The organism is Flavobacterium soyangense (assembly GCF_015277675.1).
In the GTDB taxonomy this organism is placed as follows: Bacteria; Bacteroidota; Bacteroidia; order Flavobacteriales; family Flavobacteriaceae; genus Flavobacterium; species Flavobacterium soyangense.
The window spans coordinates 1-25,668 of the sequence record NZ_JADHEC010000035.1 but is presented as its reverse complement, the minus strand read 5'-3'; the positions used below and the strand labels follow the sequence as shown (position 1 = coordinate 25,668).

Annotated in this window: 18 protein-coding genes and 2 tRNA genes; 7 read left to right on the top strand and 13 right to left on the bottom strand. The window is 34.6% G+C overall.

Annotated elements, in window-relative coordinates; translation table 11 throughout:
• Positions 1–49: 49 nt before the first annotated feature.
• Positions 50–193: a hypothetical protein gene (locus tag IR213_RS13425; protein ID WP_194312815.1), complete on the bottom strand. Its 144-nt coding sequence runs from the start codon at positions 191–193 to the stop codon at positions 50–52.
• 1 nt (position 194) lies between these two features.
• Positions 195–1,721, bottom strand: coding sequence for a GH3 auxin-responsive promoter family protein (locus IR213_RS13420; protein ID WP_194312814.1), 1,527 nt, complete (start codon positions 1,719–1,721; stop codon positions 195–197).
• A gap of 104 nt (positions 1,722–1,825) precedes the next feature.
• Between IR213_RS13420 and IR213_RS13415 the strand changes: the two genes are divergently transcribed.
• Complete coding sequence (locus IR213_RS13415; RefSeq protein WP_194312813.1) at positions 1,826–2,620, top strand: DUF2797 domain-containing protein; 795 nt, start codon at positions 1,826–1,828, stop codon at positions 2,618–2,620.
• Between the two features lie 45 nt (positions 2,621–2,665).
• On the opposite strand, the gene IR213_RS13410 is transcribed toward IR213_RS13415, so the two are convergent.
• Positions 2,666–5,260: an AsmA-like C-terminal region-containing protein gene (locus IR213_RS13410; protein WP_194312812.1), complete on the bottom strand. Its 2,595-nt coding sequence runs from the start codon at positions 5,258–5,260 to the stop codon at positions 2,666–2,668.
• A 186-nt stretch (positions 5,261–5,446) separates the two neighbouring features.
• On the bottom strand, positions 5,447–7,207 hold the full coding sequence (sppA, locus tag IR213_RS13405; protein ID WP_194312811.1) for a signal peptide peptidase SppA: 1,761 nt from the start codon (positions 7,205–7,207) through the stop codon (positions 5,447–5,449).
• 135 nt (positions 7,208–7,342) lie between these two features.
• Here sppA and folK point away from each other — a divergent pair, with 135 nt between their 5' ends.
• Positions 7,343–8,479 carry a 2-amino-4-hydroxy-6-hydroxymethyldihydropteridine diphosphokinase gene (folK, locus tag IR213_RS13400; RefSeq protein WP_194312810.1) on the top strand — a complete coding sequence of 379 codons (1,137 nt, stop codon included), beginning with the start codon at positions 7,343–7,345 and terminating at the stop codon, positions 8,477–8,479.
• A 15-nt stretch (positions 8,480–8,494) separates the two neighbouring features.
• On the opposite strand, the gene IR213_RS13395 is transcribed toward folK, so the two are convergent.
• The 3 genes from IR213_RS13395 to IR213_RS13385 form a co-directional block, all read right to left on the bottom strand.
• Positions 8,495–13,504 carry an Ig-like domain-containing protein gene (locus IR213_RS13395; protein WP_194312809.1) on the bottom strand — a complete coding sequence of 1,670 codons (5,010 nt, stop codon included), beginning with the start codon at positions 13,502–13,504 and terminating at the stop codon, positions 8,495–8,497.
• Between the two features lie 45 nt (positions 13,505–13,549).
• Entirely contained in the window at positions 13,550–14,086 is a 537-nt protein-coding gene (locus IR213_RS13390; protein WP_194312808.1) for an RNA methyltransferase, read from the bottom strand.
• Between the two features lie 67 nt (positions 14,087–14,153).
• Positions 14,154–14,645 carry a DUF1573 domain-containing protein gene (locus IR213_RS13385; RefSeq protein WP_194312807.1) on the bottom strand — a complete coding sequence of 164 codons (492 nt, stop codon included), beginning with the start codon at positions 14,643–14,645 and terminating at the stop codon, positions 14,154–14,156.
• Between the two features lie 152 nt (positions 14,646–14,797).
• Here IR213_RS13385 and mutS point away from each other — a divergent pair, with 152 nt between their 5' ends.
• From mutS to IR213_RS13370, 3 genes are all read left to right on the top strand, one after another.
• Positions 14,798–17,404 carry a DNA mismatch repair protein MutS gene (gene mutS / locus IR213_RS13380; RefSeq protein ID WP_194312806.1) on the top strand — a complete coding sequence of 869 codons (2,607 nt, stop codon included), beginning with the start codon at positions 14,798–14,800 and terminating at the stop codon, positions 17,402–17,404.
• A 144-nt stretch (positions 17,405–17,548) separates the two neighbouring features.
• Positions 17,549–17,621 (top strand) — tRNA-Gly (locus IR213_RS13375).
• A gap of 12 nt (positions 17,622–17,633) precedes the next feature.
• Positions 17,634–17,719 (top strand) — tRNA-Leu (locus tag IR213_RS13370).
• Between the two features lie 183 nt (positions 17,720–17,902).
• On the opposite strand, the gene IR213_RS13365 is transcribed toward IR213_RS13370, so the two are convergent.
• The 3 genes from IR213_RS13365 to IR213_RS13355 all read right to left on the bottom strand — a co-directional run bounded on the left by IR213_RS13365 (position 17,903) and on the right by IR213_RS13355 (position 20,926).
• Positions 17,903–18,688: an ISAon1 family transposase gene (locus tag IR213_RS13365; protein ID WP_449404263.1), complete on the bottom strand. Its 786-nt coding sequence runs from the start codon at positions 18,686–18,688 to the stop codon at positions 17,903–17,905.
• A 441-nt stretch (positions 18,689–19,129) separates the two neighbouring features.
• Positions 19,130–19,306 carry a hypothetical protein gene (locus IR213_RS13360; RefSeq protein ID WP_228479189.1) on the bottom strand — a complete coding sequence of 59 codons (177 nt, stop codon included), beginning with the start codon at positions 19,304–19,306 and terminating at the stop codon, positions 19,130–19,132.
• A gap of 393 nt (positions 19,307–19,699) precedes the next feature.
• On the bottom strand, positions 19,700–20,926 hold the full coding sequence (locus tag IR213_RS13355; protein ID WP_194312804.1) for a 3-deoxy-D-manno-octulosonic acid transferase: 1,227 nt from the start codon (positions 20,924–20,926) through the stop codon (positions 19,700–19,702).
• 148 nt (positions 20,927–21,074) lie between these two features.
• Between IR213_RS13355 and IR213_RS13350 the strand changes: the two genes are divergently transcribed.
• Together IR213_RS13350 and galE are read left to right on the top strand one after the other, a co-directional pair.
• Complete coding sequence (locus IR213_RS13350; RefSeq protein ID WP_194312803.1) at positions 21,075–22,205, top strand: DegT/DnrJ/EryC1/StrS family aminotransferase; 1,131 nt, start codon at positions 21,075–21,077, stop codon at positions 22,203–22,205.
• Positions 22,206–22,211: 6 nt separating this feature from the next.
• On the top strand, positions 22,212–23,225 hold the full coding sequence (gene galE, locus IR213_RS13345; RefSeq protein ID WP_194312802.1) for a UDP-glucose 4-epimerase GalE: 1,014 nt from the start codon (positions 22,212–22,214) through the stop codon (positions 23,223–23,225).
• A 96-nt stretch (positions 23,226–23,321) separates the two neighbouring features.
• Here galE and fabD read toward each other — a convergent pair whose 3' ends face one another.
• From fabD to IR213_RS13330, 3 genes are all read right to left on the bottom strand, one after another.
• Entirely contained in the window at positions 23,322–24,194 is an 873-nt protein-coding gene (gene fabD / locus IR213_RS13340) for an ACP S-malonyltransferase (protein WP_194312801.1), read from the bottom strand.
• Positions 24,195–24,369: 175 nt separating this feature from the next.
• Entirely contained in the window at positions 24,370–25,086 is a 717-nt protein-coding gene (locus IR213_RS13335; RefSeq protein WP_194312800.1) for a pirin family protein, read from the bottom strand.
• A 106-nt stretch (positions 25,087–25,192) separates the two neighbouring features.
• Complete coding sequence (locus IR213_RS13330; RefSeq protein ID WP_228479188.1) at positions 25,193–25,582, bottom strand: Crp/Fnr family transcriptional regulator; 390 nt, start codon at positions 25,580–25,582, stop codon at positions 25,193–25,195.
• Between the last annotated feature and the right edge of the window lie 86 nt (positions 25,583–25,668).

Genomic DNA, 25,668 nt, shown 5'->3' with positions numbered 1-25,668 from the left:
TCCTGTCCCGATAAAATTGGGACAGGATTTTTGGCTAAATTTTTATAATTTATTTGTAGTGATTAATTTTAGATTGTTCACGAATTAGCTTTTCTGAAGCAATACAAATCCCTCTTGCACCGCAACTCATTCTATGTGGTCCGCAAGAAACCAAAAAGAAAAACACAATTGCTATTAAAAATATCTTTTTCATTTTATTGATTTACACTTACCTGCATATTTTTCAATTGTTCCAAATAATCTCTTTCATTCGACAATCTCGGAATCTTATGCTGTCCTCCAAGTTTGTCTTTGTTTTTTAGCCAATCGTAAAATAAGTTTTTGCGGGCAACATTTATAACTAACGGATTAAGTGTCATATTATTATATCGTTTTGCCTCGTAATCAGAATTTAAAGATTGTAAGGTTTCGTCCAATACTTTTTGGAATGCCGTAATATCATCCGGATTTTTCTTGAACTCAATCATCCATTCGTGCGCTCCTTTATCCTTGTCTTTCATAAAAACGGGAGCAACAGTATAATCCACTATTTCGGTTCTGGTAATTTGGCATGCTTTGGCAATAGCCTGATCGGTATTTTCGACCATTAATTCTTCCCCAAAAACATTAATGTGATGTTTAGTTCTCCCTGTCACCCGAATTCGGTAAGGATTCAATGACGTAAAACGTACGGTGTCACCAATTAAATAACGCCACAAGCCTGAATTTGTGGTGATAACAATAGCATAATTTTTAAAAAGCTCCACTTCTGACAACCGAATAGTTTTTTGATTTGGTGTTCCAAAAGTATCCATCGAAATAAATTCATAGAAAATGCCATAATCCAGCATCAGCAATAAATCGCTGGAATCATTCAAATCCTGAATGGCAAAAAAACCTTCGGAAGCATTGTATATTTCATAGTATTTGAAATCGCTTTTCGGTAGAATTTTTTTATATTGTTCACGATACGGTTCAAAACTCACACCACCGTGGAAATAAACTTCCAGATTTGGCCATAATTCCAGTAGATTTCCTTTGCCGGTTTCTTCAAGCAATTTGTTCATTAAAACCAACATCCAAGAAGGAACGCCGGCAAAACTGGTAACATTTTCGTTTTTTACTTCATTTATTATCACAGGAAGTTTCGTTGACCAATCGCTCATCAACGAGATTTCTTTATTTGGAGTGCTACTAAAATCAGCCCAAAGCGGCATATTTTCAATTAAAATAGCTGACAAATCTCCAAAAAAAGTATGGTTGTCTTCATAAATTTGAGAACTTCCGCCAAGGCGAAGACTTTTTCCCAAAAACATTTCGGAATTTTCGTTGTTGTTCAAATACATACACAACAAATCCTTGCCTGCTTTGTAATGACAGTCTTCCAGTGCTTCGGGGCTTACGGGGATAAATTTACTTTTGGCATTTGTGGTTCCGCTGGATTTGGCAAACCATTTTACGGGAGTTTCCCAGAAAACATTCTGTTCGCCTTTTCGAGTGCGTTCTAACAAAGGCTGTAATTCTTCGTATGTAGAAACGGGAACTCTTTCTGCGAAAGTCGCATACGAATTTATGGAAGTATAGTCGTATTTGTGTCCCAAAATTGTATTTTCTGAAGCTCGAATCAAGTTCATTAACAACTCTTCCTGAACTTCATTTGGGTATTTTAAAAAAAGTTCTATTTGATGAATTCTTTGTTTAAGAACCCAAGAAGCAAAAGAATTGATTACAGCTATTGGCATTTTTCTGAGTAATGAATTATGAATTACAAATTACGAATTATAACTTTACCAAAAATAGCGATTTTTGTCAAACTTTATACTTTAAACCTGAAACTTTAAACAAAATGACATACGAAGGTGTACTTTCTAAAATGCAAACCGAATTTGGAAATCCAATTCAATATTATTTGGTTTTTGAAAACAGTTTTTTGAACGTGAATCAATTGCTGAACAAAAATTTGGAAATCAATTTTGTGGGTTATCAATGTTTGAATTGCGGTAAAAAGAAGAAAATATTCCGTCAGGGATTTTGTTACGATTGTTTTTATTCCAGTCCAGCTGTGGGCGATTGGATTATGAAACCGGAATTAAGCACAGCTCATCTGGGAATTCAGGATAGGGACTTGGTTTATGAAGAAAAAGTACAATTGCAGCCACACATAGTTTATTTGGCTTTATCAAGTGAAGTAAAAGTGGGTGTAACCCGAAAAACTCAAATGCCTACGCGATGGATTGATCAAGGCGCAACCCAAGCGATTTCTATTGTGGAGGTTCCCAATCGTTATCTAGCAGGAATTACTGAAGTCGCTTTAAAAAATCATTATGCCGATAAAACCAATTGGCGCAAAATGCTTCAAAATGATGTCGTACAAGTCGATTTAATTGCCGAAAGATTGAAAGTCGAAAACTTAATTCCAGCAGAAGTCCAGGAATATTTTTACTCCGATAAAAATGATTTATACGAAATGCATTTTCCTGTTTTAGAATATCCAAAAAAAATAAATAGTTTAAGTTTAGAGAAAACGCCTAATTTCCAAGGAAAATTAACTGGAATAAAAGGACAATATCTACTATTTGAAGACGGAACCGTTTTTAATGTTCGTAGTTCTGAAGGGTATGTGGTACGAATTGAAATATAAAAAAAGCCTAAAAAGTAAATTTCAGGCTTTCTTAGTTTATAAAATTTACGGAGTCTTAGGTTCTTCCGTTTTTTTCTTCTTGCTGAACAAACCATTCAACAAATCAGCTGCTTTGGTTTTGATGTCTTCTTTTTGTACTGCAGTTTTTGTAGTATCGCTAGGTTTCTTATTTTTATTAAGGTAATCCGTTAATGCTGATGTTCCTTGTTTTACCATTCGGTTTTTTTGCTGATTTACTAACTGAGTGGTTAATTTTGTGACAGCACTGTTGATGTCTGTTGTGATTTTTGGATTTGTAAAGTTTCCAACAAGGGTTGCATTAATTGGAATACTTTGCAATTTTGAGGCATCAGCTGAAGATAATTTTGCTATTAATGCATTGGCTTCAGTGCCAAGATATTTGACAGGAACATCAAATTTTAAATTGTAATTCATACTTTGGTCAAAACCATGACTTCCGCCAATAGTTGCTTTGATGTCTTGATATTTGATGTCAAAAGGTTTTACATTAACTTTTCCGTCCTTGAAAGTCAAAGCTGCTTTTACATCATTTAGATTGACTTTATTCATATCAATGAATTTCAAATTTGAACCCAAAGCATTTAACAAAGTCGAGTTTTGGGAATTTATAGTTGTCGAAAGCAGTTGTCCCAATAAATCTCCGGTAAGCGAATTCAAATCAGGAGTCAATTCCATTGCATCAAGATTTCCATTGATTTTTATGGTCGAGTTGATTTTTCCATTAATGATTCCAGCAATTGGAGCAATTTTTTTCAACATATCTAATTGGGTGAATGATTGTGCAATGTCCACCTGATTTAAATTCAGATTCACATTGAAAACGGGTACTTTTCCTTTGGTAGAAACAGCTCCGTTAACACCAATTGTCCCTCCAAAAATAGAAGATTTTACATTTTCTAAAGTAACTTTTTCGTCTTTCACAATCAGTTTTCCCGAAACATCCTTTAAAGTTAAATTATCATATAAAACTGTATTTGCTTTTGCGGTAAGCTTACAATTTAAGAAAGCAGGAATCTTCATAGCTTCTGCTTTTTTTGCTTGTGTTTTAGTTTCTTTACCCGTGGTCATAAAATCAGCTACAGCTAATTGTTTAGAATTCATATTGAAATTTCCTTTCAATTCTTGGTTTTTAAATATAAATCCATAAAAATTCTCCAAAACACCTGTTACGCTAATGTCACTTATTCCGGTCGTTGCGTTGAATTGTTTTAAATTGATGTTACTAGGATTAAACTGAACCAAAGCATTGCTGATGGTCATTGCTTTTCCATTTTTATCCACATATTTAAAGCCCGACAAACTCACCGTGCCAGCATTTTTGATGTTTTGATATTGACTTTTTTCTACAGATTGCATATCGAATTTAGATGTCACATCAGCTTTTAGAATTCCAGATAAAGGCTTACTTAATTTTATGGGATATGCTTTGGACAAATTTCCTAAATTAATAGTTCCTTTTAAAGCGGCATCTACCAAGGCGTTTTCAGTAATATTTCTGATGTTAGCTTTAGCATTAAAAATATCTTGATCAATGGCAAAAGACAACTTGTCTATATTGACGTAGGTGTCGTTTAAAATTCCGGTTTTGTTGATAATTTTAGTGTCAATTACAATGTTGCGAACTGATTTTGGAAGATTTGGATATTGAAAAGAGGCATTATTGGAAGCAATTTTAATATTGAATTTTGGAACGGTTTTATCTGAATACAACCCTTTAACAAAACCCGCAACGGTAAAATCGCCATTTGTTTTTACATTATCCAAACTCGAAGAATAGGCTGCGGGAATAAGTCCTAAGAAGTTTTTAAAGGAAGAAGTGGGTGTTTTGAATTTCAAATCATATTCTTGTCCGCCATCAACCATTTGTATAAAACCATCCAATTCTATAGGCAATTGATTGATTAAAGCTTTGTTCTGTTTGAAAGTGTATTTGCCGTTTTTTAAATCAATTCCCAAAACGGCATCCAGACTAATAGAAACATTTTTCATATAATTGACTTTGTCCATTGAGAGTACAATTTTGGCTGTCGATCTGGTATTTAAATCCAATTTTTGGGCTGTAAAATCTCCAATTCCTTCGTGGTTTAGGCTGTCTATCGTCATTTTTATTTTCGAACTTTCGTCAAAATAACGAAACTTGAAATTTTCGATTTTATAATTCTGAATTTTTAATGATAAAGGCTTGCTTTTTCCGTCGTCTTGTGTTTTGTCGTCTTTCAGCGCAATATCGTAATTGGCAATTCCTTCTTTATTGAAGATGATATTGATTAATCCGTTTTTTGAAGTAATTCCATCAATATTCACGACTTCTTTTTCTCCTTTAAAAAGTTCTTTGATAGACAGTTGCAAATTCAATTCACCAAGTGAAACCAGTGTATCACCTTCAAAAGGAGCTTTATTGATGATGACTAGTTTTTTAATGGTAACATTCGCATTAGGGAAATTTTTGAATAAACTTAAATCAGCATCCGCAAAGGTAACTTTGGCATCAACTTTCTCGTTGATGGCTTGAGTAATTTTGGCTTTTATTTGCTCTTTAAATACGTACGGAGCGGCTAATAAAATTCCTATGAGCAGAACAATTACAATTCCAACAATTTTTAAAATTTTCTTTGTCATAATTTAATTTTTTTTAGAATCTATAAGTGGAGTAAAAATGATGTCGTTAGTTTTTACAAAAATAGTGCTTTTAAAATCGACTATTTTTTTGTCTGATTTTTATAAGCAATAATTTAACTTTACAACCCAAAAAAATCCGTTTAAGCAATTGCTTGAACGGATTTTTAAGTAAAACGTAATTATCTTTTATTGAATAATAATCTCAAAAGGCATCATTGCCTGAACTCCTTTTTGAGATTGAACTCTTTTAATTTGTTCCATTATTTTATAAGTTTCAGTGCCTAATTCTTCTTTTATAAAGGATTCTTTCGATTTTGCAAAAGGCAAATGTTCTAAAATATCGTTAATGTTCTTTTCAAATTCAGGGAAGTTTTGAGTGCCGTATTTTTTGGTTTTTGACAAAGACGCAGCTTCTTTTATGGCATCGTCTAAACCACCAATTTTATCCACAAGACCAATCTTTAGAGCTTGAGAACCTGACCAAACTCTGCCTTGAGCAATAGAATCCACTTGTGCAAACGACATTTTTCGACCTTCAGCAACGTGTGATACAAAAGTTTTATAAATATGCTCGACACCTTCAGTAGTAACTGCTCTAAATTTTTCGTCCAAAGGTAAAAAAGGACTATATTCCGCTGCATTTGCATGGGTTTTAACCTGTTCTGAATGCAAACCGATTTTTGTTGCTAATTGAGTGAAATTAGGCAATATTCCAAAAACTCCGATAGAACCTGTAATGGTATTGTCTTCGGCAAAAATTTTGTTGGCATTACAAGCAATATAATAACCTCCGGAAGCAGCATAATTTCCCATAGAAACCACAACTGGCTTTACTTTTTTTGTCAATTCGATTTCTCTCCAAATCAAATCTGAAGTCAAAGCATTTCCACCAGGACTATTAATACGGAGCACGATTGCTTTTATATTTTTGTCTTTTCTTGCTTCCATTAGCGAGCGACGCATTGATCCTTCTCCAATTTTGTTAACATCACCTTCGCCACTCATAATTTCTCCCTGTGCATAAATAATGGCAATTTTGTCTTTGCTATCAAAACTTTCCGAAGTAGTAGCTACTTTTCTGGCATAATCTAAAATGCTTATTTTGTTATAATCTTCATCATTATCAACCTTTAAAGCTTTTTTAATTGCGTTATGATAGACATCTTCATATGCCACAACATCAACTAATTTCTGTGCTTTTGCCATTTCAGGAGTTCTGGCTAGAAGACCGTCGGCAATTTCGTTTAGTTTTGCAACGGAAACATTTCTGCTTTTCGAAACATCATTTGCTACTGTACTCCAAACAGAATTCAACAATGCCGAAATTTGTTCTCTATTGGCATCGCTCATTTTGTTATCAAGGAAAGGTTCAACAGCGCTTTTGTATTTTCCGTGACGGATTACTTCCATTTTTACACCAGTTTTATCCTGAAAATCCTTGAAAAACATCATTTCTGCTGATAATCCTTTGAAATCTAAATCACCAACCGGATTAATGTAAACCGTATTGGCAACAGAATTTAAATAATATTCTTTTTGTGAATACGAATTGGCATAAGCCATAACGAATTTTCCTGATTTTTTGAAACTTTCTAATGCATCACGCAAAGCTTTATACTGGGCAATTCCTAATTCAGAATTATCATTTAAAATCGAAATTCCTTTGATGTCATCATCAGTTTTAGCTTCTTCGATGGCATTTATAATATCAGAAAGACCTACTTTTTCGCCATCTGCTAAAATAGTCATCCAAGGATCTTTGTATTTTCCGGCATAGTCATTTTTAATGTGTTCCAAATTTAATTCGATAACCGAGTTGCTTTTGACTGCTATTTCTTCGGATTCTCCGCCAAAAATCATCGCAATTATTATTATTCCAAAAATAAACAACATAAAAAAGACAAATAAACCTACGATGGTTGCCAAAACATTTCCTAAAAATTTCATAATTATATTTTTTTTATTAGTAGAAAAAAGTACTGTATTGTTACAAATTTAAGCTTAAAAACTCAAAAAATAGTTATCAACACGCCGACAAATATAGTTCAATTCTAAAATTGTTTTAGTTAATTTGTGGTTAATATGAAATCACAACATCAGGTCGTTTTATCCCTCGGGACTAATCAAGGTAATCGTCTTGATAATGTGAAGCGTAGCCTTGAAATGATACATCGGGAAATAGGTACGATTATCAAAATTTCGAAGTTGTATGAAGCGCCTTCCTGGGGTTTTGACAGCGACGCCTTCTATAATTGTGCTTTGGTAATTCATACTTTTAGCTCCGCCCACAAAATTTTAGACCAAATTTTGAATATTGAAAGACGATTGGGTCGAGTTCGCGGAGATACGTTAGAATACCAATCCCGAATTATCGATATTGATTTGATTACTTTCGATGAAGAAATTATTAATACCGAAGAACTTCAAGTACCTCATCCGTTGATGCAGAACAGAAAGTTTGTTTTGTTGCCAATGACGGATTTGAATTTAGACTGGAAACATCCTGTTTTTCACAAAAAAATTGCTGAATTACTGGAAACTTCCCCAGATAATAGTGTTTGCACAATTGTTCAGAATTTAGAAATGCCATTGGACAGAATTCCATTGGAACAGTTTAATTATATTGCTTTTGAAGGAAATATTGGAGCAGGAAAAACAACGTTAACTACAAAAATTGCGGAAGATTTTAATGCCAAAACCGTCTTGGAACGTTTTGCCGACAATCCTTTTCTTCCAAAATTTTACGAAGATCAAAACCGTTATGCTTTTCCACTTGAAATGTCATTTCTTGCCGATAGATACAAACAGTTATCCGATGATTTAGCTCAATTTGATTTGTTCAAGGATTTTATCGTTGCCGATTATCATATTTTTAAATCCTTGATTTTTGCCAAAATAACGCTTGCCGAAGATGAATATCGTTTGTATCGAACACTTTTTGATATTGTATATAGAGAAATGCCAAAACCTGATTTGTATATTTATTTATACCAAAATTCTGAGCGTTTACTAGAGAATATCAAGAAAAGAGGGAGAGATTACGAGCAAAAAATTCCGGCTTCATACTTAGATAAAATCAACAATGGCTACCTTGATTACATCAAATCTCAAACCGAATTGAATGTTTTGATTATTGATGTTTCGGATAAGGATTTCGTGAAAAATCAGGAAGATTATCTTTATATTTTGGATGAAATTCAACAGAAAATATGTAAATAATTTTGCTTTAGATGGTTACCTTTTCAAAGAAAAATGACCTTTTATTTCTGGTTTTCCGTTTCTTAAATTTAATATATACCAATAATCATCAGCAGGTAAAGGCGTGTTATTATAAGTTCCATTCCAGCTTTTATTAACTGTATTTAGGGTTATAAGATACTTGCCGTAACGATCGAATAGTTGCACTTCGGCTTGAGGATATTTTGAAATCCCTTTAATTTCCCATACATCATTATAAGTATCACCATTTGGAGTAAAATATTTTGGAATGCCTACAATTACAATTTCTTTATGAACAAGACCGCAGCCATTTTTATCATTCACATAAATTTCATGAATTCCTGCGGGAACATTATTAAAGAAATTAGAGTCTTGCCAAAATCCACTTTGTTCATCCAAGCTATATTGGTAATCGCCAGGTCCGGATATATTAACAGTTACAGTATTAACATCGGTTAAATCTACAACATCAACCGAAACAATTGTTGCGATATTCGATGCGGTAACAGTTATGGTTCGAATTCTGCTGCAACCTGAATGATTTATTACTTCAACGGTATAAATTCCTTCAGCATTTACATCTAATGTTGGAGAATTTGTCCCAACAATTATTCCGTCTTTTGTCCAAATATAATCGTAATTACTTGTTGAGGATCTATTTAAAATTCCAGCATTTAGGGTTACAAAAAATGTAGAAAGATTTGAACATACCAACTCATTTGCACTGCCGTCTATATTCAAGTCTATATTTGGAATTGGATTGACTGTGAAATTTAATGTCGTTGATGCAGAGCAAACTATATTTAATGGGTTTTGAACTTTAGCAGTAATATTTTGGGTTGTTGTTAAAAATGGATTGGGTAACGGACTAGTTAAAAGCACATTATTCTGGTCGTAATATTTTACAATCATTCCTGTTTGACCGCCAAGAATAGTAGTTTGAAATGTTGAGGTATCAAAAGCAAATTTGCCATCTTGATTAATTGGATTCGCTTCGTCGTCACAAACCGTTGTTAAGGTCGAAGGAACGGCAAATGCAACCGGAGAAGCATCTACAATGAATTGAATGGTTGTTTCATCAAAACAGTGTTGAGGTGTATTATTGGTTAAAACGGCTTTTATGGTTTGTGAAGTTGATGTGAAATTTGCAGGAAAAGGGGTTGTAATTAAAACTCCGTTTGCGTCTTTCAGCGGATTATTGACTTGATCAAAATAAGTAACCGTTACGTTGGTTTGTCCTTTTAATAAATCGGATTCAAGAGAAGAAGTGTTGAATGTAAATATCCCATCTTTATCATCATCACATTGTCTAGGAATTGTTATGGCATTTGCTGTAGGTAAAGCTTCGACATTTAAAGTTAAATAGGGTCCTAGACCATAACAAGCATTATCCAGATCACTATCAATACGTATCCAAATATCTTGCGAATTGGGATAGCCAATATTTCTGTAATTAGAAATATCAGTTATGACATTTATTTCTGCTAAAGCATCAGCCTCATTTTTGTAGTAATTAATGTCGTAGGCTTGATTTGCTGGTAATTTTGCTAATATTATAGCTTTTGTTGCAGAGAAATCGAAAGAGGTAATTCCATCACGTTTGTTGTTATTGGCAGTATTATTTCCATTACTATCTAAAAAATCATCACAAACTGGTGGAAAAGGAATTTTGTATTTTGGATTAATGTTAGTTGCAGGAACTTTCAATGTTATTTTGGCAATACTATGACACCCTGTTATTTTGTTGGTTATTCTTGACCAAATGTCCATTAATGTTGGCGTTGTGTTTTCAAAAGCCAATTCATTTGGGATTAAATCAGCGGGAACGGCATTATTCGCTCCGTTTAAAGAGGTGTAATATGTAAATATTTCATTGCCATAATTAGCTGAAATGGCATCATTATTTACTGTTAAATTAAACAAGGTTTTTCCATCTGAAATTAGGTCTGTATCACATTGAACAATGATAACATTTCTGACAATTGGCAATGGATTTACAGTCACTATGATTTCTGATCTTGGTCCTTCGCAACCCGTTGCTGTTATAGTTTGACTTACATAGTATTTTGTTGTGCCAACACTTGATGTCGATGGAGTTGGGCTCGTTGCGATTGGCGTACCCCCTGTTGGAGTTGAGTACCAATTAAGAGAACAATTTGCTGATGCAGTTGCGGTTAAAGGCGAAGCAATTTCATTATTACAATAGGCAATATTATTTGCTATTGGAGTTGTAGGTAATGGATTTACCGTTACAATCATTTCAGCTCTTGGTCCTTCACATCCCGTGGCAGTAATAGTCTGACTTACGTAGTATTTTGTTATGCCTACTGTAGCAGTAGATGGTGTTGGACTTGTCGCGTTTGAAGTCCCTCCAGTAGCTGATGCGTACCAATTTAGAGTGCAACTTGAAGAAAACAATGCAGTTAAAGGAACTGCAGTTTCATTATTACAATAATTTATATTGTTCACGATTGGAGCAGTAGGCAATGGATTTACAGTAACAATTATTGCTTCCCGAGGACTTTCGCAATTGGTTGTCGTGTTAGTTTGGCTTACATAATAAGTTGTAGAACCCACAACTGTTGTAATTGGTGTTGGACTTGTACCTGAAGCAATACCTCCTGATGGTAAAGTATACCAATTTAAAGTACAATTTGCTGATGCAGTTGCAACTAAAGGGATTGGAATATCATTTTGACAATATAAAACAGGACTTGTCGAAGATATTGCAATTTGAGGTAAACTAGGCAAAGGCTTTATAGTGGCAATGATTTCAGTTCTTTGGCAATTTCCACTTGTTGCGTCAACATAGTAAGAAGTAGACGTATAAATTGTGGGTGTAGTATATGAATTTCCAGTTCCTATTGAACTTCCTCCAGTAGATGATGTATACCAATTTAAGATTCCATCAGAGACAGTAGCTTGAAGGGTAACAACTCCGGAGCCGCATATATAACTAGGAGTCGTACTAGTTATTTTTGGGATAGTTATACTGGTACTAGCTGAAATTTGAAGAATTGGATCTCCAGGCATTCCTCCATATTCTACGATATAACCTTTAGGTTGATAATTTCCGCTTGGTTCGCCAGTGTTAGACAAATCATTCCAAGAGCCCGGATTTCCTACACCTGGTGCGGTGACATGAGCATAATCTTCTTGATTTCCATTAGATTGGTTGGGTTCCCATTTACTAGCATCATTACCAGTTTCATTCCAAAAAGCGAAATTAATTGGAAGTGGACTGTAACCATTTCCCGTCCCAATCCAGAAAACAGTCCCAGCTCCACCATTAGCAAGACCTTCTGGACCTGTAACCCATCTCCAAGTACCTTCTACTGCTGCATCACTTCCACCAATCCATCCAGCTCCAGCGGCTTGTTTTCCTGACAACTGTGCTTCATCTGCAGCAAGAATTGTGGCTAAATAACCTTTCAAACCATAGTAATTACTACCTTCGGCAGTGGCTTTTGCAGCTGTCCAAGTGATTCCTATACTCGGCACATATTGATAATAATGTCCTGTAGACGGAAGATAATTGGCTTGACCTATAGTAATGGAGAAATTTCGAATTCCTGATGGGGAAGTTGATGAATTACTAAATTCAACATCTTTAATGGCAGAAACAAAATCTGCGTAAGGAATTTTTATTCCTGATGGACTGTATAATTTTAGTTTTCCTGTTGGAACATCCCAACTCATCGTGATATTTGGATGTGACAAGGGATTGGCAAGAGTTAATTTATCTTGTCCGTTGATATAGCCTGAAGACACCTGAATATAAATCGCATTTGTATCGGGTTCAGCAGGGTCATTGGTTATAGAAATGGTTTCAACAATATTTAAAGAGGTTCCGGGACAATAAATTTGATTTCCTGTTGCGGTGATTACAGGCGGTAATATTGAGGCTGTTTTGCTACAATTTTCAGAATAATTAGCTGTGGTGTCTTTAGCTGTAGACCAGTTGGCATCAGAATAGGATTTATTGTCAACTTGAATGCAACTTAGATTTGGGTTGTTTTTAAAATAAGGACTTAGGATTTTTGTATTATTTCCGTTTTTTAAATTTAGAAATGTTAAATTATTTGAAGAGCACGCTATTGTTGATAGATTCGTATTTGTAGAAACATCTAAAATCGTTATTTTATTATCAGAACAATTTAAAACATTTAATAAGGTGTTTTTTGAAACATCTAAAATAGTTAATTGATTTTTGTTGGAAAATAAATCAGTCAAAGCTATGTTTTTAGAAACATCTAAACTGTTTATTTTAATATTAAAACAGCTTAAAAAAGTTAAAGCCGTATTTTTGGTGACATCCAAACTTGTTATTTGATTATTACTACAATCTAAAAGAGTTAAAGCAGTATTTTTAGTAACATCCAAACTACTTATTTGATTAGTAGAACAGCTTAAAAAAGTTAAAGCCATATTTTTAGTAACATCCAAACTACTTATTTGATTAGTAGAACAGCTTAAAAAAGTTAAAGCCGTATTTTTGGTCACATCCAAACTTGTTATTTGATTATTACTACAATCTAAAAGAGTTAAAGCCGTATTTTTGGTGACATCCAAACTTGTTATTTGATTATTACTACAATCTAAAAGAGTTAAAGCAGTATTTTTAGTAACATCTATACTAATTATATAATTATAGCTACAGCTTAAATGATTCAAATTTGTATTTTTGGTAACATCCAGACTGGTTAATTGATTTTGATTACAACTTAATCTGATCAAAGCTGTGTTTTTAGTAACGTCTAAACTAGTTAATTGATTATCAATGCAAAGTAAATATTCTAATGATGTAAAATCCTGTATTCCTGATAAATTAGTAATAGCTTTCTTTGAAACATCTAAATTAGTAATTCCACTCACATTTGCCGTAAGTACTTTTCCGTCAGGCGCACCACTATCAATTCCTAAACCTATCAAAGCTAGCTCAAAATTCACATCTGGAATTAAAGTATATTGAGCATAGCCAAAAAAATTAGATAAGAGTAAAACAAGAAAGAGTAATTTTTTCATAAAGCAATTAAGAAAAAAACAGGGCAAATTCAATTTTTAACAAATCTACAAATTCCATTTCATTTTTTTGAATAAATCCCAAACTACAATCCCTGCGCTAACTGAAATATTCAATGAATGTTTGGTTCCCAATTGTGGAATTTCAATACAACCATCACAAATTGCAACTGCTTCTTGTGCTACTCCAAAAACTTCGTTTCCAAAAACCAAAGCATACTTCTGGTCCTTCTCCACTTTGAAATCCTGGAGCAAAATAGCGCTTTCCACTTGTTCAATGGCAAGTACGGTAACATTCTCTTTTTTTAAATTTTCAATGACTTTTAAAACATCAGTATTGTGTTCCCAAGCCACAGTTTCGGTTGCACCGAGTGCTGTTTTATGAATTTCTTTGTTTGGAGGAGTGGCAGTTATACCGCACAAATATATTTTTTCAATCAAAAAAGCATCAGCTGTTCTAAACACAGAACCAATATTATGCAAACTCCGAATATCATCTAAAATAATGATAATTGGGGTTTTCTTGGCTTCTTTAAAAGCTTCAATGGATTTCCTCTTGAGTTCGCTGTTTTCAAGCTTTCGCATAGTGATAATAAATTATAAAAAAGGCTTCCTAGTTTTAGGAAGCCTTTAGATTATTTCTAAAAATAATTTAGCTTTTTGTTGCTGGAGCAGCCGGAGTTGCATCAGGCAAAACAGTTCCTTTAATGGTAAGTACTTTTGACGGCATTCCTTCAGCATTTGAAGAAACAGTCACTGTTTTTGTAAATGGACCTACTCTATCAGTAGCATATCTTACACCAATAACACCTCTTGCACCTGGAGCAATAGGCTCTTTTGGAGTTGTAGGAACAGTACATCCACAAGACCCTTGAGTGTTTGTGATAATTAATGGTTTGTTCCCATTATTAGTGAATTCAAATTTACGATTAGGCTCTGCATTGTGAGCAATTGTTCCGTAATCGATAGTTTCAGTGTCAAAAACCATTCCTGCTCCTTCTACTTTTGGTAAAGCAACCGCAGCTGTTTTTGTAGTAGTTTTTGTAGTGGTTTTTTTTGTGGTCTTTGTGACTTTTGAAGTTTCTTGAGCATTAGAAAAAGTAAATGCTAAAAGAGCTATTGAAAGAGCAATAATTTTTTTCATTTCTATTTGTTTTTTTGATTGAATGACAAATTTATATAAAATATTGAAACTCCATACTAAATTTTTCTTAAAAATATTTTAAATTTAGAGAGTGTCCATTATTCGCCATAAAATATATAAATTCGCTCTCTATTAAATTTAAAGAATACATTTTGTCATCTAAAGAGAAATTGGTCAAGGAAACACCGTTAATGAAGCAATACAACGAGATCAAAAGAAAATATCCCGATGCTTGTTTGTTGTTTAGAGTTGGAGATTTTTATGAAACTTTTGGAGAGGATGCTGTACGTGCATCTAAAATTCTGGGGATTGTATTAACTAAACGTGGCGCAGGTTCAGCTACTGAAACTGCACTTGCAGGTTTTCCGCATCATTCTTTGAATACGTATTTGCCAAAACTTGTCAAAGCAGGTCTTCGGGTGGCGATCTGCGACCAGCTCGAAGACCCAAAAATGACCAAAACCATTGTGAAACGTGGCGTTACTGAGCTTGTGACTCCAGGTGTTTCTATGAATGATGAAGTTTTACAATCTAAAACAAATAATTTTTTGGCGGCGATTTATTTTGCCAATAAATCCATTGGAGTTTCATTTCTGGATGTTTCTACAGGTGAATTTCTTACCGCTCAAGGCAACGCAGAATATATAGATAAGTTATTACAAAATTTCAATCCAAGTGAGGTTTTAATTCCAAAGCACAGCAAAAATGATTTCCGAGAAACTTTCGGAGATGATTATCATAGTTTTTATCTAGAAGACTGGATTTACAAGGAAGATTATGCTTTCGAAATCCTGACCAAACATTTTCAAACCGTTTCTCTAAAGGGTTTTGGAATCGAAGAATTAAAAGAAGGAATCATAGCTTCGGGAGCCATTTTATATTATTTGTCTGAAACGCAACACAACAGAGTTCAGCATATCACCTCCATTCAGCGCATTGCCGAAGATGAATATGTTTGGATGGATCGATTTACGATTCGAAATCTCGAATTGTATCACAGTTACAATCCTAATGCGGTTACGCTTCTCGATGTGATTGACAAAACGCTTTCGCCAATGGGTGGTCGTTTGTTAAAACGCTGGTTGGCACTCCCTTTGAAAGACGCAACCAAAATACGAAATCGCCATCAGGTGGTTTCCTATTTGAAGGAAAATCGAGATGTTTTGAAACGGATTCAAAACCAAATCAAACAAATTTCGGATTTGGAACGCCTTATTTCGAAAATAGCTGCCGGAAAAGTGTCTCCACGAGAAGTCGTTTATCTAAAAGAATCATTGGACGCCATTATTCCAATAAAAATTTTGGCTCTAGAAAGTCCGCAAGAAGCCGTTAAAATCATTGGCGACAGCCTGCACAGTTGCGATTTATTGCGTGAAAAAATTAAAACAGTCTTAAACCAAGATGCTCCGGTGGCAATTGCCAAGGGAAATGCAATAGCCAAAGGAATCAACGAAGAATTAGACGATTTACGTGCGATTTCAACTTCTGGAAAAGAATATCTTGAAGGAATTGAAAAACGGGAATCCGAAAGAACCGGAATCTCGTCATTAAAGATTTCGTTCAATAATGTATTTGGATATTATATCGAAGTTCGAAATACACACAAAGACAAAGTTCCAACAGAATGGATTCGAAAACAAACCCTAGTCAATGCAGAGCGCTACATTACAGAAGAATTAAAGGAATACGAAACCAAGATCCTTGGTGCCGAAGAAAAAATCCATAAAATTGAAGTAGAGTTGTTCGAACAATTAGTGAGCTGGATTTCGACTTATATCAAGCCAGTTCAGATGAATGCGAATTTAGTAGCGCAACTGGATTGTTTGAGTTCTTTCACACAATTAGCTATCGAAAATAAATATGTTTGTCCAGAACTAGACGAAACTTTCGAACTTGAAATTAAAAACGGAAGACATCCTGTTATCGAGAAGCAATTACCAGTTGGAACGCCATATATTGCCAATGATGTTTTTTTGGATAGAGAAACACAGCAATTGATTATGATTACCGGGCCTAACATGTCCGGAAAGTCGGCTATACTGCGCCAAACCGCCCTGATTGTACTCTTGGCTCAAATGGGGAGTTTTGTTCCTGCAGATAGCGTAAGAATGGGAATTATCGACAAAATATTTACCAGAGTTGGAGCAAGTGACAATATTTCAATGGGGGAATCCACTTTTATGGTCGAAATGAATGAAACAGCTTCAATCTTAAACAACATTTCTGATAGAAGCTTAGTATTATTAGACGAGATCGGAAGAGGAACGAGTACGTATGACGGAATTTCCATTGCTTGGGCAATTGCAGAGTTTTTGCACGAGCATCCTTCGAAACCCAAAACACTTTTTGCGACACATTATCATGAGTTGAATGAAATGAGTGAATCGCTACCCAGAATCCAAAATTATAATGTATCCGTCAAAGAATTGAAAGACACTGTACTTTTTATTCGAAAACTTGTAAAAGGAGGAAGCGCACACAGTTTTGGAATACACGTGGCAAAAATGGCCGGAATGCCACAAATCGTAATCCTGAAAGCTCAAAAGCTTCTGAAAAAATTAGAAAAAGATCATTCAAGCGAAGCGCTAAGCGGAATTAAATCTACCAAGGATGAAATGCAAATGAGTTTCTTTAATCTAGATGATCCCTTATTGGAGGAAATCAAAGAGGAGATTTTAAAACTTGATATCAACACAATCACGCCTATGGAAGCCTTGATGAAGCTCAACGAAATCAAGAGAATGTTAACTAAAAAATAATACCTCTTACTTTAAAGTTTGGGTTATCAGAAACTTAGCTTTTACCTATTTATTTTTTATAAAAAACACTTGTGTAATTGAATTAATGTATTAAATTTGCATCCGCAATACGGTTAAGTATTGAGTTCATTTTAGAATGTAAATGCGAAAATAGCTCAGTTGGTAGAGCGCGACCTTGCCAAGGTCGAGGTCGCGGGTTCGAGCCCCGTTTTTCGCTCAAAACCATACTGCTCGGATGGTGAAATTGGTAGACACGCTGGACTTAAAATCCAGTGAACAGCAATGTTCGTGCGGGTTCAAGTCCCGCTCTGAGTACTTTGTTAAACCGTAAAGACTTAATTATTAATTCTTTGCGGTTTTTTTTATGCCTTGTTGCCAAACCCTTGCCCAACTATGGGATCAAATGGATCAATCTTAAAACCTGTGGAGCAACAAAATTTAAGCATAAATATTAGCTAGTCTAAAAAGGAAGAATTCTACATTTCTAACACCTCTAAATTATGATCTAAATGCTTTTATTTTAGCATTGAAAGATTCAGCCGATGCATTTGTACTTCTGTTATCAAAATAGTTCAATATGGTTTGATAATGATTGATTATCGTTCTAGATATTGTATTGAAAGATTTAAACCCTGATTGATTTACTTTTTCGTGCCATTTGGCAAGTCTAGCAAAACCAATAATTTTGTCGGTTGTGCTTTCAAATATGTTACGTAAGCCTTGCGTTAGGCTGTATGCCTTTTGGATCTCAGGATACAATTCAAATAATAAATGGGCTCGTTGTAATTGATTCACTGACCATTTTGATTTGTTTTTGTATAAGAAATAGCGACTTCTGGCTAGTAGTTGTTTGAGTGTGTCACCATTAGCTAATACTTTAGACTCAAACCTTTTCTTGTTTTTCTTGGCTTTTTCTATAGCCTCATTTTCCTGATCTATTGCTTGCCAACGGTATTTGATTCTTATTTCTTGTAGCGCTTCTGTAGCTAGTTTTTGAACATGGAACCTATCTGTTACTCGAGTTGCATTTGGAAAGCATTTTTTGGCAATCAGCCCCATATTTCCTGCCATGTCAAGGGCTATTTCCGTAACTAGATTGCGTTGTTTAAGAGGGATTTTTTCTATAATTGCAATTACGGTTTCTGCTTTAGTTCCTGCGACCATTGCAACGATGGTTCCTTTTTTTCCTTTGGCCGCCTTATTGGTTAGAATTGTATAGAGTTCGCCATTAGATAAGGAAGTTTTGCCTATCGATAACCGTTTTCCAATGTTTTCAGGGAAAATCAGCTAATCCTTAGTTATTCATTAAACAACCTTCTTTGAGTGATATGAAGTTACACCTGATGTTCACGAATTGTAAAGTCCTGCACTGTTATCTCATCAAAAAAAACCTTTAGAACTTAATTTATGTTGTTGATATTCTTTTGGAATTGAATTAATCTCCTTCTTTAAGTAAAGATGAAGTATTTCCTCTTCTTTTTTATAGGAAGATAATTCGAAGTATTCGACTATTATTTCCGGTAATAACAACTTGAGAAGTTCTATACTAGAGTTTTACATTTGTATTTATTTTTAAAATACAAAAATCGTCATATTATATTTCTCCACAACTTTTAGGATTGATCCTTACATTTCCCTACAACCTTTCGGATTGATCCAAAATTTAAGAAAAGGGCAAAAAAAAAGCTACGCAATGCGTAGCTTTATTTTTTCTGTAATTCAGAATTACTTAGCTGGAGTAGCAGCAGGTGCAGCCATAGCAGCTTTAGTAGTGTCAGCAGCCATAGCAGCTTTAGTAGTGTCAACAGCCATAGCAGTAGTATCAACAGCTACAGCAGTAGTGTCAACAGCTGGAGTTTCAGCAGCTGGTTCAGCTTTTTTACATGATACAACAGTCAACATAGCAACAACGGCTAAACTTAAAAGTACTTTTTTCATCTTACTTAATTATAAAAGGTTAATTATTAATTCGGGGCAAAGATATAAATTTTTTAATAGTTAAAATATTTTTTCATAATTTTTTTAAAAAATATTACTCATTTTAAACATTCTCTTTGATTTCGAACATTATACTAAAAAAGAAGCCTTCTTTAATACTCTGCTAAGTTACAACAAATTGAACCCTGTCAAGCCTTTTCCGCTAACTAAATCATAATAATATTCAAAACTTGTAATAAAGCTGTCAGGAAATATTTACTATTAAAATTCTAATTACACAAACTGATTGAACAAATACAGATGTATTTTCTGTCCTCTAATTAAAAATGAAATACAAAATTAGTAAGAATTAAAAGACTAAATGTGATTCATAATTATATTGCTTGCACCTTTGTTCATTTGTACAAAAGAACTGCAAATATGCCCTTTTCCGTTTCGGATGTTATCGTTAGCGATCAAACTGGAAAAAGCACCAACAAGTTCTTTTGTATTTGAAATAGAAATACAGCCACCCCTATTTACTAAATCCGTTGCTTCGGCAAAATGAGAAAAGTTGGGACCAATCACTATTGGAACCCCAAAAGTGGCTGGTTCCAAAATATTGTGAACACCAGGATTTCCAAAACCCCCACCAACATAAGCAATATCGGCATAACTGTAAATCTTAGTTAAAATTCCGATAGTATCAATGATAAATACATCAAAATCGGCTAAATTTTTAGTTGTTTTTTCCGAAAACAAGACGGTTTTTTTTGCAATAGAATTTTTTAATTCCTGAATCTGTTCACTTTTGATGTTGTGCGGAGCAATAATAAACTTAACTTTTTCAGAAGTTTGATTGATGTAATCTACTAATAAACTTTCGTCTTTTGGCCACGAACTTCCCACTACAATGGTTAATGTGCCGTTTTTGAATGCCTCAATGAAATTCAAAGAATTGTCTTTTTCCAAAATTGCAGCAACCCTGTCAAAACGTGTATCGCCAGAAACGGCCACATTAGTTTTGCCTAATTCAAACAACAATTTTTTTGAACATTCATTCTGCACAAAAAAGTAGGTAAAAGTATTCAGAGCAGTTCTGTAAAATCCACCGTACCATTTAAAAAACAATTGATTTTTTCTAAAAATCCCAGAAATCAAATAGGTTGGAGTTTCAAGTTTTTTCAATTCGTTCAAATAATTGGGCCAATATTCATACTTGATAAAGAAAACCATTTCTGGATGAACTAATGACAAAAATTTTATCGCATTTTTATTCGTATCCAAAGGCAAATACACCGTAACATCGGCAACCGTATTATTTTTTCTGACTTCGTAACCCGATGGTGAAAAAAAAGTGATTACGATCTTATGATTAGGAAATTTATCTTTTATTTTTTCAATTACGGGCAAACCTTGCTCGTATTCACCAAGTGAGGCGGCGTGAAACCAAATAGTTTTATCGTTTGGGTCTATTTTGCTTTCTAAAATTTGAAAAACCAACTTACGTCCATTTACAAAAAGTTTAATTTTCGGACTGAACACTGCCACAATTTTTAATAAAAAATCGGCAATCTGAACAATTAGATTATAGAGGAAAAGCATATCAAAAAATTTCTGGTGCTAAAATACGTATTCTTTTAATTATCTATAAAATCATTCTGCTAAAATCCCTATTTTTGTTCCAAATTTAAAACTTTGCGTCCCGATAGTTGTCGGGATTGTGTTTTAGCAAATTTAAACAAAAGCTTAAATGAAAAAAATCCAAATGGTTGACCTAAAAAGTCAATACGATAAAATAAAAGACACAGTAAATACTTCTATCCAAGAAGTTCTTGACACCAATGCTTACATTAATGGGCCCCAAGTTCATCAATTCCAAAAAAATCTCGAAGAATATCTTGGCGTAAAGCACGTAATTCCCTGTGCGAACGGAACTGATGCCCTGCAAATTGCAATGATGGGATTGGATTTGAAACCCGGAGATGAGGTTATAACTGCAGATTTCACCTTTGCTGCAACAGTAGAAGTAATTGCCTTATTGCAACTTACGCCCGTTTTAGTCGATGTTGATTTGGTAAATATGAATATTTCTATCGAAGGAATCAAGAAAGCGATTACCCCAAAAACTAAAGCTATTGTCCCAGTACATTTGTTCGGTCGTGCTGCAAATATGGAAGCAATTATGGCTATTGCCAAAGAAAACAATCTTTATGTTATCGAAGACAATGCGCAAGCTATTGGAGCAAATTGCAAGTTTTCTGATGGAACAAAAAAGAAAGCAGGAACCATTGGAAACGTTGGAGCGACTTCTTTTTTTCCTTCCAAAAATTTAGGATGTTATGGTGATGGTGGAGCGATTTTTACCAATGATGACACTTTAGCACACAAAATCCGAGGAATTGTAAATCACGGAATGTACGAGCGTTACCATCACGATGTGGTGGGTGTAAATTCAAGATTAGACAGTATTCAGGCAGCGGTTTTGAATGCTAAATTGCCTTTGTTGGACGAATACAACATTGCACGTCAGAATGCTGCCAGAAAATACACAGCCGCTTTTGAAGGACATAAAAACATCATTGCACCAAGTATTTGCGGGATTTGCGATTGCCACGTTTTTCACCAATATACCTTACGAATCATCAACTCCGATAGAGATGGTTTGATGCAACATTTATTAAACAAAGGTATTCCTTGTGCCATTTATTATCCAATTCCGTTGCATTTGCAAAAAGCCTATTTGGATTCAAGATACAAAGAAGAAAATTTTCCGGTTACTAATAAATTGGTAAAAGAAGTGATTTCGTTGCCAATGCACACTGAATTAGACGATGAACAAATTAAATTTATCACAGATTCGATTCTGGAATTTTTAAAATAAAAAAATATGAAAATATTAGTAACAGGAGGATTAGGATTTATCGGTTCACATACTGTAGTCGAATTGCAAAATCAGGGTTTTGAAGTAGTTATTGTTGACAATCTTTCGAATACATCATTGAATGTTTTGGATGGAATTGCCAATATTACTGGAATCAACACGGCATTCGAAAATTTGGATTTGCGTGAAAAAGAAAAAGTGCAGGATTTCTTCAAAAGACATCGTGATATTTCCGGCGTGATCCATTTCGCAGCTTCAAAAGCGGTTGGCGAAAGCGTGGGAAACCCATTGTTATATTATGAAAACAACCTGAATACTTTAATTTATTTGCTTCAGGAATTGCAACAGCAACCAGAATCCAACTTCATTTTTAGCTCATCTTGTACAGTTTACGGTCAAGCCGAAAAAATACCCATTACCGAAGATGCTTCTATTCAAACGGCAATGTCTCCTTACGGTAATACCAAACAAATTGGTGAAGAAATTATAACCGATACTGCCAAAGTGACTAATACCAACGCAATTTTGTTGCGATATTTCAACCCAATTGGAGCGCATCCAACCGCAGAAATTGGCGAATTACCTATTGGTGTCCCACAAAATTTGGTGCCATTTATCACTCAAACTGGATTAGGTTTACGTCAAGAATTATCGGTTTATGGAGATGATTATCCTACACCTGACGGAACAGCTGTTCGGGATTATATTCACGTTGTCGATTTGGCGAAAGCCCACGTTATTGCCTTGAAACGACTATTGGATAAAAAGAATTTGGCAAAAGTCGAAACCTTTAATCTGGGAACAGGAACAGGGAGTTCCGTTCTGGAAGTGATTTGCGCTTTTGAGAAAGTAAGCGGACAAAAATTGCCCTATAAAATCGTGGGGCGCAGAGAAGGTGACGTTACTTCGGCTTATGCCAATACTGATAAAGCAAACAACGTTTTGGGCTGGAAAGCAGAATCAACATTGGAACAAGCTATGGAAAGTGCCTGGAAATGGGAACAGAAAATTAGAAGTTAGCAATTTGTATTCCAACTAAGAATATGAAATCCCAAATTATCTAGACGAAAATTTGGGATTTTTTTAATTCTTCACTTCACAATGACTGAACTCTATTTATGCATTCGCCGTCACAGCTTCTTTGTCAATTTTTCCAATTAATCCAGCCAACACTTTTCCTGGCCCCACTTCGGTAAATAAAGTCGCGCCATCTGCAATCATTTGTTGTACAGATTGTGTCCATTTTACGGGTGCAGTCAATTGGATAATTAAGTTTTTCTTAATTTCGGCAGGATCAGAAACAGCCGTTGCTGTTACGTTTTGATACACCGGACAGATTGGCTTCGAAAATGTAGTTGCTTCAATGGCTATGGCCAATGCTGAACGAGCGGGTTCCATCATTGGAGAGTGAAATCCACCACCAACAGGCAACATCAAGGCACGTTTTGCGCCAGCCGCCTTCATGGCTTCACAGGCTTTTTCAACCGCTGAGGTTTCTCCTGAAATCACTAATTGTCCAGGGCAGTTATAATTGGCAGCCACGACAATTCCATCAATAGAAGCGCAAACTTCTTCTACAATATTGTCGGCTAATCCTAAAACTGCCGCCATTGTCGAAGGTTTTATTTCGCAGGCTTTTTGCATAGCCAACGCTCGTTGTGAAACCAATTGCAATCCGTCTTCAAACGATAAAACACCATTAGCAACCAATGCCGAAAATTCGCCCAAAGAATGTCCTGCCACCATTTCTGGTTTGAAATCCTCTAAGGTTTTTGCTAAAATTACTGAATGCAAGAAAATCGCCGGTTGGGTAACTTTGGTTTCTTTCAATTCTTCGGCTGTTCCATCAAACATAATATCTGTGATGCGGAAACCTAAGATTTCATTGGCTTTTTCGAAAAGTGACTTTGCTAATTCGGAATTCTCATATAAATCTTTGCCCATTCCGGTGAATTGTGCTCCTTGACCAGGAAATACGTATGCTTTCATCTATTTTTAATTTAAAGTTTAAAAGTTTAAAGTTTCTCCAAAATTTAGAACAAAAAACTGCGTTGCAAAAATAGTGTTTTTTAGGATTTTAAGGAAAGATATGGGTGAGTAAAATAAAACGGCTCAACTTTATGATGAAGTTGAGCCGTTTGTGTATGGTCAATTTGCTTGCTTTTTATATTTTCATTGGAACTTCCATTAATAAAATCTCAGCATCAGAACTTGCTTTTATTTCAATAGTGTCAATATTCCAAAGTCCAAAACCATCACGAATATTTAATTCCTGCCCATTTATTATTAGATTTCCTTTTAGAACAAATGCATAAAGTCCATTTCCTTTTTTCTTAACGGTATAAGTTGCCGTAAAACCTTGGTCAAATTGACCCAAATGAAACCACGCATCCTGATGAATCCAAACACCATCGTCTTCCGGATTTGGAGACAAAATTTGCTGTAATTTGTTTTTTCTGTCTGCTGGATTTAAAGTAATTTGATCGTAACGTGGAGTTACATTTTGTTGATTTGGGATGACCCAAATTTGCAAAAATTTAACTTGCAAATCTTTGTTTTTGTTGTATTCGCTGTGTTGAATTCCCGTTCCGGCACTCATCACTTGAATATCTCCGCTTTTTATCACGGTTTTATTGCCCATACTGTCTTGGTGTTCCAAATCGCCTTCCAACGGAATGGAAATAATCTCCATATTTTGATGTGGATGTGTTCCAAAACCCATTCCTGCAGCAACGGTGTCGTCATTCAACACTCTTAAAACTCCAAAATTCATTCTTTCTGAATTGTAATAGTGCGAAAAACTAAAAGTATGATGGCTGTTTAACCAACCTAAATCGGCAATTCCTCTGGTATCTGCTTGGTGTAAAACTGTATTTTTCATAATTCTTTGTGTTGATTATTATTTGATATAGCAAATTTACATCCATTAGAAACAAAATGTACTTAACCTAGATTAAGAACGTAAATTTTTGGTAAATTTGTAATAGCTAATGCGCTTTTTTAAGAAGGCGTGCTTTCATTTTGCTAAAAAATTCGGGCGTTACGCCAATGAAAGAAGCAACTTGTTTTTGAGGAACTTTTTGCATCAGCGATGGATATTTTTTGGAGAATTTTTCAAAACGTTCTTCTGCTGATAAACTCAAGTTGTCCATAATTCGCTGTTGATTGGCAACCAAAGCATTTTCAGTTAAAATCCGAAAAAAGCGCTCGAGTTTAGGAATATCGTGATACAATTGCTCTTGATTTTCTTTGGAAAGCAAAACTACTTCGGCATCTTCGAGAACTTCGATAAAAAGATTACCCGGTTTTTGGGAAATCAAACTATACATATCACTAATCCACCAACCGTCAAACTGTCTAAAAACCTTCCTTTCCAATGTTTATTCTTTTGTATTAAAAATCGTTCAAAATATTTGGATAACTCCTTAGTTTTCTTTATCTTTAAGCAAGTATTTATCGCTTA